General features: G+C 72.5%; 11 protein-coding genes. 10 read left to right on the forward strand and 1 reads right to left on the reverse strand.

From position 1 onward, the window contains the following. Window positions 1-107: 107 nt before the first annotated feature. Window positions 108-1,685, reverse strand: coding sequence for an oxidoreductase (locus GTW67_RS28045; RefSeq protein ID WP_161167559.1), 1,578 nt, complete (start codon window positions 1,683-1,685; stop codon window positions 108-110). A gap of 200 nt (window positions 1,686-1,885) precedes the next feature. Here GTW67_RS28045 and hisD point away from each other — a divergent pair, with 200 nt between their 5' ends. The 10 genes from hisD to GTW67_RS28090 form a co-directional block, all read left to right on the forward strand. Next, window positions 1,886-3,211, forward strand: coding sequence for a histidinol dehydrogenase (gene hisD, locus GTW67_RS28050; protein ID WP_161167560.1), 1,326 nt, complete (start codon window positions 1,886-1,888; stop codon window positions 3,209-3,211). Next, window positions 3,208-4,317, forward strand: coding sequence for a histidinol-phosphate transaminase (locus GTW67_RS28055; RefSeq protein ID WP_161167561.1), 1,110 nt, complete (start codon window positions 3,208-3,210; stop codon window positions 4,315-4,317). Before hisD ends, GTW67_RS28055 begins: the two co-directional genes overlap by 4 nt. Further along, entirely contained in the window at window positions 4,314-4,907 is a 594-nt protein-coding gene (hisB, locus tag GTW67_RS28060) for an imidazoleglycerol-phosphate dehydratase HisB (RefSeq protein WP_161167562.1), read from the forward strand. The genes GTW67_RS28055 and hisB overlap by 4 nt, the downstream gene beginning before the upstream one ends. After that, entirely contained in the window at window positions 4,904-5,068 is a 165-nt protein-coding gene (locus tag GTW67_RS37145) for a CG2302 family histidine operon protein (protein WP_202437802.1), read from the forward strand. Before hisB ends, GTW67_RS37145 begins: the two co-directional genes overlap by 4 nt. After that, complete coding sequence (gene hisH, locus GTW67_RS28065) at window positions 5,065-5,709, forward strand: imidazole glycerol phosphate synthase subunit HisH (RefSeq protein WP_202437799.1); 645 nt, start codon at window positions 5,065-5,067, stop codon at window positions 5,707-5,709. Before GTW67_RS37145 ends, hisH begins: the two co-directional genes overlap by 4 nt. A gap of 17 nt (window positions 5,710-5,726) precedes the next feature. Next, on the forward strand, window positions 5,727-6,452 hold the full coding sequence (priA, locus tag GTW67_RS28070; RefSeq protein ID WP_161167568.1) for a bifunctional 1-(5-phosphoribosyl)-5-((5-phosphoribosylamino)methylideneamino)imidazole-4-carboxamide isomerase/phosphoribosylanthranilate isomerase PriA: 726 nt from the start codon (window positions 5,727-5,729) through the stop codon (window positions 6,450-6,452). Next, window positions 6,449-6,853 carry a RidA family protein gene (locus tag GTW67_RS28075; protein ID WP_161167564.1) on the forward strand — a complete coding sequence of 135 codons (405 nt, stop codon included), beginning with the start codon at window positions 6,449-6,451 and terminating at the stop codon, window positions 6,851-6,853. The genes priA and GTW67_RS28075 overlap by 4 nt, the downstream gene beginning before the upstream one ends. Then, window positions 6,850-7,605: an imidazole glycerol phosphate synthase subunit HisF gene (gene hisF / locus GTW67_RS28080; protein ID WP_161167565.1), complete on the forward strand. Its 756-nt coding sequence runs from the start codon at window positions 6,850-6,852 to the stop codon at window positions 7,603-7,605. The genes GTW67_RS28075 and hisF overlap by 4 nt, the downstream gene beginning before the upstream one ends. A gap of 171 nt (window positions 7,606-7,776) precedes the next feature. Then, window positions 7,777-8,367, forward strand: coding sequence for an ArsR/SmtB family transcription factor (locus tag GTW67_RS28085; RefSeq protein WP_161167566.1), 591 nt, complete (start codon window positions 7,777-7,779; stop codon window positions 8,365-8,367). Between the two features lie 16 nt (window positions 8,368-8,383). Further along, on the forward strand, window positions 8,384-9,500 hold a 1,117-nt coding region (locus tag GTW67_RS28090), incomplete at its 3' end, for an MFS transporter (protein WP_161167567.1).

Raw genomic sequence — 9,500 nt, forward strand, 5'->3', positions numbered from 1 at the left:
CGCCCCGCGCGACCCGAGCCCCGGCCTCGTTCCGCGCCCCGCGCGACCTCCGCCGCCCCGGCGTGCCGACGCCGGCGTGGGCGTGGCGGGCGGCGTCCCCCGGAGGGTCAGTTGCGGCGGAGTAGTCGCGTCGCGCCCGCTGCCACCGTCGTGGCCAGGATCCAGCCGAGGAGGATCATCGCCGCCGCCAGCCACTGCCAGCCGCCGCTCAGTTGCCAGAAGCCCACCTGGCCCAGGTCGATGACCGGCAGCAGCAGGTCGAGGGCGAACAGGGCCGGGTTCCAGTCCGGATGCTCGCCGCTCTTCAGCGGTGGATGGTCGGTGCGCGAGAAGGCGAACGAGCCCGCCGCCCACAGCACCGCCATCCACACCGCGGCCCGCCCCGGCCGGTAGCCGTAGGCCACCGTCCAGTCCTGCGCGTACCCCACCAGCTTCGCGGCGAGCGGCAGGCTCTCGCGCCGCCGCCGGTGCTTGGCGAGCAGCACCTCACGGGCGTCCTCGTCCTCGCCGCCGGCCCGCAGCACGGCGGCCAGGCGCTCGTACGGCTCCGGGTGGTACTCGGCGGTCGCCGCGCCCACCCAGCGCAGCCGCTTCTCCAGCGGGAACGGCCCCCGCGGCACCAGGTTCTCGTAGGAGAAGCCGCCCATCTGGAGGCGGCCCGGGCCCGGCCAGCTGGCGGCCCGGTCCATCAGGTTGACCACCCGCGCCCCCGACAGCACCACCCGCCCCCGCGCCGGCCGCTCGCCCAGGAAGCGCAGCTCGGGCGTCTGCACCCGGCGCAGCGACAGCTCCTGGTCGTCGGTGAAGGTGAACCGGGCGTGCTCGAAGTCGACGGCGTCCCCGAACCGCCCGTCGTCCAGCCGCACCCCGCCCTCGCACTCGAACCGCTGGATCCGCGTCCCCTGCGCTGGAGTGGTGCCCGGCACCATCGGGCTGCCCAGGCCCGCCGGCGTCAGATACAGCGTGCGCTCGACCGCCAGCCGCGGCGCGTTCAGCGCGTGCCGCGTGTACGGGTTGAGCAGCCGGGCACCGCGCAGGCTCAGCGAGACGCCGACCTGGGCGCTGCGCAGGCTCACCTCGCCGTACGACTCCAGCATCTCGGCCTGGAGGTCCTGGCCCACGGTCAGGCCGTCCGCGGCGATGGAACGGCCGCTGCGGTCCCGGTGCACCACCGCCTGGCTGAGCAGCAGGTCGGTGCCTATCTGGGCGTCGGTGAGCCGGATGCCGCCCGGGATCCGGCAGCGCGGCAGATGCAGATCGCCCTCGGTGTGCAGCCTGGCCGCCTCCAGCCGCGGCACCGAGCAGTCCACCAGCCGCAGCGTCGTGAAGCGGGTCTCCGGCAGCACGACCTCCCGCTCGAAGCGGCAGCCCCGCAGCTCGACGTACGGCTCGACCGTGCCGCCCGCGAGGTCCATCGTGTCGCTGATCCGCACGCCCACGAGCTGGAGGGAGGACACGCGCCCGGCCAGCGCGGGCGGGCCGTCGAGCAGCAGCCAGCACACGATGCGGGCCCGCACGGTCCGCTCGGGTCCCCACGGCTGCCCGCCGTGCGGATCGTCGACGAGCGCGTCCCCGCTGCTCAGGTCGTACACGCTGCCGTTGCGGAAGGCCTGCCACATGCCCGCCTCCGCGGCGGTCAGGTCGTCCGGCAGCTCTCCGTCACGGCGGCCGTCCCCCTCGGTCACGGCGCTTCACTCCCTCCCCGGCTACTCGCGAGTCACACACGCTTCGTACAACCGTTCATGCCCGCTGGGTGACGCCTCGAACACTCAACGTGAGGGTGATTCGCCCGGTGACACGGCGGGTTGTGACGAGCCGTCGCGTTCTGTATCAGCCATTGATACGCGCGAACGGTCTCCGACGCGGGTCTGAGAGAATTGGTTCCGTGATCTCCCGAATCGATCTGCGCGGCGACGCCCTCCCCGAGGGCCCCGCCCTGCGCGACCTGCTGCCCCGAGCCGACTTCGACGTCTCGGCCGCCCTGGAGAAGGTGCGTCCGATCTGCGAGGCCGTGCATCATCGTGGCGACGCGGCGCTGATCGACTTCGCCGAGCAGTTCGACGGGGTCAAGCTCGACCAGGTGCGGGTTCCGGCCGCCGCGCTCACGCGCGCGCTGGAGGAGCTCGACCCGGCCGTGCGCGCGGCCCTGGAGGAGTCCGTCCGCCGCGCCCGCCTCGTCCACCGCGCCCAGCGCCGTACGACCCACACCACCCAGGTGGTGCCCGGCGGCTCGGTCACCGAGAAGTGGGTGCCGGTCGACCGGGTCGGGCTGTATGCGCCCGGCGGCCGCTCCGTCTATCCGTCGTCCGTGATCATGAACGTCGTGCCCGCGCAGGAGGCCGGCGTCGAGTCCATCGCGCTCGCCTCGCCCGCGCAGGCCGAGTTCGGCGGGCTGCCGCACCCGACGATCCTCGCCGCCTGCGCCCTGCTCGGCGTCGACGAGGTCTACGCGGCCGGCGGCGCCACCGCCGTCGCGATGTTCGCGCACGGCACCGAGTCCTGCCCGCCCGCGAACATGGTCACCGGCCCCGGCAACATCTGGGTCGCCGCCGCCAAGCGCTACTTCACCGGCAAGATCGGCATCGACGCCGAGGCCGGCCCCACCGAGATCGCCGTCCTCGCCGACGCCACCGCCGACCCGGTGCACGTCGCCTCCGACCTGATCAGCCAGGCCGAGCACGACCCGCTGGCCGCCGCCGTCCTCGTCACCGACTCCCCGGAGCTGGCCGACGCGGTCGAGCGGGAGCTGGAGCCGCAGGTCGCGGCCACCAAGCACGTCGACGACCGGATCGTCCCCGCACTGGGGGGCCGGCAGTCCGCGATCGTGCTGGTCGACGGCATCGAGGAGGGCCTGCGCGTGGTCGACGCGTACGGCGCCGAGCACCTGGAGATCCAGACCGCCGACGCCGCCGCCGTCGCCGAGCGCGTGCGGAACGCCGGCGCGGTCTTCGTCGGCCCCTGGGCGCCCGTCTCGCTCGGCGACTACGCGGCCGGGTCCAACCACGTCCTGCCCACCGGCGGCTGCGCCTGCCACTCCTCGGGCCTGTCCGTGCAGTCCTTCCTGCGCGGCATCCACATCGTGGACTACACGCGCGACGCGCTCGCCGAGGTCGCGCACCACGTGGTCACGCTGGCGGAGGCGGAGGACCTGCCCGCCCACGGCGCGGCGATCAAGGCGAGGTTCGAGTGGAAGGTCCCGGAAAGCAAGTGACGTTCGGCATCGACGATCTCCCCGTACGGGACGAGCTGCGCGGCAAGTCCCCCTACGGCGCGCCCCAGCTGGACGTGCCGGTACGGCTGAACACCAACGAGAACCCCTACCCGCTGCCCGAGGCACTGGTCGAGCGGATCGCCGAGCGCGTCCGCGAGGCCGCCCGCGACCTCAACCGCTACCCGGACCGGGACGCGGTCGAACTGCGCACCAGGCTCGCCGAGTACCTGACGAACACCTCCGGCCACCCGCTGGACGTGAGCAACGTCTGGGCGGCCAACGGCTCCAACGAAGTCATCCAGCAACTGCTCCAGACCTTCGGCGGCCCCGGCCGCACCGCGATCGGCTTCGAGCCGTCGTACTCGATGCACGGCCTCATCGCGCGCGGCACCGGCACCGGCTGGATCTCCGGGCCGCGCCACGAGGACTTCACCATCGACGTGCCCGCCGCCGTGAAGGCGATCGCCGAGCACCGCCCGGACGTCGTCTTCGTCACCACCCCCAACAACCCCACGGGCAACGCGGTCCCGGCCGAGACGGTCCTCGCCCTGTACGAGGCCGCGCAGCGCGCCAAGCCGTCGATGGTCGTCGTGGACGAGGCCTACATCGAGTTCAGCCACGGCGCCTCGCTGCTGCCGCTGCTGGACGGACGGCCGAATCTCGTCGTCTCCCGCACGATGTCGAAGGCGTTCGGCGCGGCGGGCCTGCGCCTCGGCTATCTCGCCGCGCACCCGGCCGTCGTCGACGCCGTCCAGCTCGTACGGCTGCCGTACCACCTGTCGGCCGTGACCCAGGCGACCGCGCTGGCCGCCCTGGAGTACACGGACACGCTGCTGAAGTACGTCGAGCAGCTGAAGACCGAGCGGGACCGGCTGGTCGCCGAACTGCGCGCCATCGGCTACGAGGTGACCGAGTCCGACGCCAACTTCGTCCAGTTCGGACGGTTCGCGGACTCCCACGCCGTCTGGCGCGAGATCCTCGACCGGGGCGTGCTGGTGCGGGACAACGGCGTGCCGGGCTGGCTGCGGGTCAGCGCCGGCACCCCGGAGGAGAACGACGCGTTCCTCGACGCGGTCCGTGAAGTCAAGAAGGAGCAGAACACATGAGCCGCGTGGGACGCGTGGAGCGCACGACCAAGGAGACCTCGGTCCTCGTCGAGATCGACCTCGACGGCACCGGCAAGACCGACATCGCCACCGGCGTCGGCTTCTACGACCACATGCTCGACCAGCTCGGCCGGCACGGTCTGTTCGACCTGACCGTGAAGACCGACGGCGACCTGCACATCGACTCCCACCACACCATCGAGGACACCGCCCTCGCGCTGGGCGCCGCCTTCAAGCAGGCCCTCGGCGACAAGGTGGGCATCTACCGCTTCGGCAACTGCACGGTCCCGCTGGACGAGTCCCTCGCCCAGGTCACCGTCGACCTGTCCGGCCGCCCCTACCTCGTGCACACCGAGCCCGAGAACATGGCGCCGATGATCGGCGAGTACGACGTGACGATGACCCGGCACATCCTGGAGTCCTTCGTCGCCCAGGCGCAGATCGCGCTGCACGTGCACGTGCCGTACGGGCGCAACGCGCACCACATCGTGGAGTGCCAGTTCAAGGCGCTCGCCCGGGCCCTGCGCTACGCCTCCGAGCGGGACGCGCGCGCGGCCGGCATCCTGCCCTCCACGAAGGGCGCGCTGTGAACGGCTCCTCGACCGCGCTGATCTTCCTCGGTCTGATCCTCGTCGGCGGCATCATCTCCTTCGTCAAGCAGAAGATGCCCACCCAGCTCATCGTCCTGCTGTCCATCGGCGCCGCGATGTGCCTCGTCGCGGGCGTCATGAGGCTGGAGGTGTGGAATTGACCGCTCCCGCCAAGCGGGTCGTCGTCTTCGACTACGGCTTCGGCAACGTCCGTTCCGCCGAGCGCGCCCTCGCGCGCACGGGAGCCGACGTCGAGATCACCCGTGACTACGACAAGGCCATGAACGCCGACGGGCTGCTGGTCCCCGGCGTCGGCGCCTTCGCCGCCTGCATGGACGGCCTCAAGGCCGCCCGCGGCGACTGGGTCGTCGAACGCCGACTGGCCGGCGGACGCCCCGTGATGGGCATCTGCGTCGGCATGCAGATCCTCTTCGCGCGCGGCATCGAGCACGGCGTCGAGGCCGAGGGCCTGGACGAGTGGCCCGGCACGGTCGGCCCCCTGGAGGCCGACGTCGTGCCCCACATGGGCTGGAACACGGTCGAGGCACCGGCCGGCTCGCAGCTCTTCGCCGGCCTCGACGCGGACGCCCGCTTCTACTTCGTGCACTCCTACGCCGTCCAGGACTGGTCCCTGGAGGCGCACAACCCGCTGATCGCCGCGCCCAAGGTCACCTGGTCCACGCACGGCAAGCCCTTCGTGGCCGCCGTGGAGAACGGTGCCCTGTGGGCCACCCAGTTCCACCCCGAGAAGTCCGGCGACGCCGGCGCCCAGCTCCTCACCAACTGGATCGAGACCCTGTAGAGATGAGCCCGGTAGAGATGAGCAAGCTCGAACTCCTCCCCGCCGTCGACGTCCGCGACGGCCAGGCCGTCCGCCTCGTGCACGGCGAGTCCGGCACCGAGACGTCCTACGGCTCCCCGCTGGAGGCCGCCCTCGCCTGGCAGCGCTCCGGCGCCGAGTGGCTGCACCTGGTCGACCTGGACGCCGCGTTCGGCACCGGGGACAACCGCGAGCTGATCGCCGAGGTCGCGAAGGCCATGGACATCAAGGTCGAGCTGTCCGGCGGCATCCGCGACGACGACACCCTCGCCGCCGCGCTCGCCACCGGCTGCACCCGCGTCAACCTGGGCACCGCCGCCCTGGAGACCCCCGAGTGGGTCGCCAAGGTCATCGCCGAGCACGGCGACAAGATCGCCGTCGGTCTCGACGTACGGGGCACCACCCTGCGCGGCCGCGGCTGGACCCGCGACGGCGGCGACCTCTACGAGACGCTGGACCGCCTGGACAAGGAGGGCTGCGCCCGGTACGTCGTCACCGACATCGCCAAGGACGGCACCCTCCAGGGCCCCAACCTGGAGCTCCTGAAGAACGTCTGCGCGGCCACCGACCGCCCGGTCGTCGCGTCCGGCGGTGTGTCCTCCCTGGACGACCTGCGCGCGATCGCCGGTCTCGTCCCGGCCGGTGTCGAGGGCGCCATCGTCGGGAAGGCCCTGTACGCGAAGGCGTTCACCCTGGAAGAGGCCTTGGAGGCTGTGTCGACATGACGTCCGAAGCCGTACGGCGCGTGCAGAGCGGAAGTCCCTGGGAAGAGTCCTTCGGTTTCGCACGGGCCGTCGCGGCGGGCGACCGTGTCGTCGTCGCCGGCACGACCGCGTTCAAGGGCGACGTGCTCTACGGCGAGGGCGACCCGTACGAACAGACCAAGGTGGCCCTGACCACCGCGGTCGAGGCGATCGGCGAGTTCGGACTCGCCGTCGATTCCGTGATCCGCACCCGTGTGTACCTGGCACACTCGCGCGACGTGGACGCGGCGGGCCGGGCCCACAAGGAGATCTTCGACTCCGTGCGCCCGGCCACGACCCTGCTCGTCGTGGAGGGATTCATCGACTCGCGGGTCCTGGTGGAAGTCGAAGTGGAAGCGTATAGAGGAGCCGTGGATTTATGACCCTGGCGGTCCGAGTCATCCCCTGCCTGGACGTGGACAACGGCCGGGTCGTCAAGGGCGTCAACTTCCAGAACCTGCGCGACGCGGGCGACCCCGTCGAGATGGCCAAGGTGTACGACGCCGAGGGCGCCGACGAGCTGACGTTCCTGGACATCACCGCCTCGTCGGGCAACCGCGAGACGACCTACGACGTGGTGCGCCGCACCGCCGAGCAGGTGTTCATCCCGCTGACCGTCGGCGGCGGCGTGCGCACCGCCGAGGACGTCGACAAGCTGCTGCGGGCCGGCGCGGACAAGGTGGGCGTCAACACCGCCGCCATCGCCCGCCCCGACCTGATCCGCGAGATCGCCGAGCGCTTCGGCCGCCAGGTCCTGGTCCTGTCGGTCGACGCCCGCCGCACCGAGGCCGGCACCTTCGAGGTGACCACCCACGGCGGCCGCCGGGGCACAGGCATCGACGCGGTCGAGTGGGCGCACCGGGCCGCCGAGCTGGGCGCGGGCGAGATCCTGCTCAACTCGATGGACGCGGACGGCACGAAGGACGGCTACGACCTGGAGATGATCGCGGCCGTGCGCAAGCACGTCTCGGTCCCGGTGATCGCCTCCGGCGGCGCCGGCCGCCTCGCCGACTTCCCGCCGGCCGTCGCGGCGGGCGCGGACGCGGTCCTCGCGGCGTCCGTGTTCCACTTCGGCGACCTGCGCATCGGCCAGGTCAAGGACACGCTGCGGGAGGCGGGCCACCCCGTCCGCTAGCACCCCGCGCGACAGCCCCGGCCGTCCGACGGCCGGGGCTTTCCCGTGCCACGGCACCGGCGAAGCCGCGAGTCGGGAGTGCCGAGTCGGGCGTCACGAGTCGCGAGTCGCGAAAGGAAAGTTGCGCAAGAATTATTGCGCAACTTTCCTTTCCTGCTTTACGGTGTGGACATGCCGAAGCAGGACGCGAACCGTCCCATCACCGACCTGGGCACCCTCAAGGCCCTCGCGCACCCGCTGCGCATGAAGCTGTACCGGGGCCTGTGCGTGAGCCGCACCGCGACCGCCTCCCAGCTCGCCGACCAGGTCGACGAGGCCGTCTCGCTGGTCAGCTACCACCTGCGCAAGCTGGCCGAGCACGGGCTGATCGAGGAGGCCCGGCCGCAGAGCGCGGACGGCCGGGAGCGGTGGTGGCAGCCCGCCTCGGAAGGGGTGACCATCCGCGGCGAGACCTTCCGCGACGCGCCCGAGCGGGCGGCCGCCCACCTGGCGGCCACCCGGCTCTTCCACGACCAGCGCACCGACATGTACCGCCGCTACCTGGACGAACGTTCCACCTGGGGCCCCGAATGGAACTCCGCCGCGCCCGACACCGAGGCCCTGCTGCGGCTGACCCCCGCCGAGCTGGCAGAGCTGCGCGGGGAACTGATCGCCCTGGCGCGGAAGTACGACGAGAAGGGCCGGGCCGCCGAAGCCGCCGGCGACACCGAGGGGCGCGAGAACGTCGCGCTGCACGTGTATGGGTTCCCGTTCCGTGTCTGAGAGGACCAGCCCCGCGATGACCACCACCACCCTGCCCCCGCTCGCCGGCACCACCGGCCGCCCGGCCCACCGCGACCCCAACGTCCTGCGCTGGCTCGGCGCCTACACGTCCTCGATGATCGGCGACAGCGTCTACTACATCGCGCTGTCCTGGGCCGCCGTCCGCACGGGCACCCCCTCCGAGGCGGGAATCGTGATGGCGGTGAGCGCGCTGCCCCGGGCCCTGCTCATGCTGGGCGGGGGAGTGATCGCCGACCGGCTCGGACCGCGCCGGGTGGTCATCGGCAGCGACACCGTGCGCTGCGCGGCCGTGCTGGCGGTGGCGGCCATGATGCTCCTGACCTCCCCGAGCCTGTGGCTGCTCGCCCTGCTCGCGCTGGTCTTCGGCGCCGTCGACGCCGTGTTCATGCCGGCCGTGGGTGCCCTGCCCGCCAGGATCACCGCCAAGGACCAGCTCACCCGGGTGCAGGGCATGCGGGGACTCGCCATCCGCTGCGCGAGCGTCGTCGGAGCCCCGCTCGGCGGTCTCGCCGTGGCGATGGGCGGCGCGACGGCCGCCTTCGCGCTGGCCGGAGCGCTGATCGCCGTCTCGGTGCCGCTGCTGATATCGGTCCGGGTCCGTCCGGTGGCGACGGACGACACGGCCGGAGCGGTGGCCGGCACGCCCTGGCGCGACCTCCGGGACGGCCTGGCCTACATCCGCTCCCACCGCGTCCTGGCCCCCCTCATGCTGGCCATCGCCCTCGGTGACCTCGGCTTCGTCGGACCGCTCAACGTCGGCCTCACCCTGCTGGCCGACGAACGCGGCTGGGGAGCGTCCGGCATGGGCTGGGTACTGGCCGGCTTCGGCACCGGCGCGGGCGCCGCCTCACTGCTGCTCGCCGTACGGGGACGCGTGGGGCACGCCGGACGGACCGCCGGCTGCGCGATCCTCGCCGGCTGCGTCGCCATCGGCGCCCTCGCCTTCGTGCCCGGCGTCGTCGCGGCCGTCGCGGTCGCCCTGCTCGTCGGACTCCTCGCCGGGCTCAGCGGCGCGCTCTGCGGTGCCCTGTTGCAGACCCAGGCCGAGCCCGCCTACCTCGGCCGCGTCACCGCGGTCTCCGGCCTGGTCAGCCTGGGCATCGCACCGCTGA

Origin of the sequence: Streptomyces sp. SID5910 (genome assembly GCF_009862125.1) — a bacterium.
Lineage (GTDB): Bacteria > Actinomycetota > Actinomycetes > Streptomycetales > Streptomycetaceae > Streptomyces.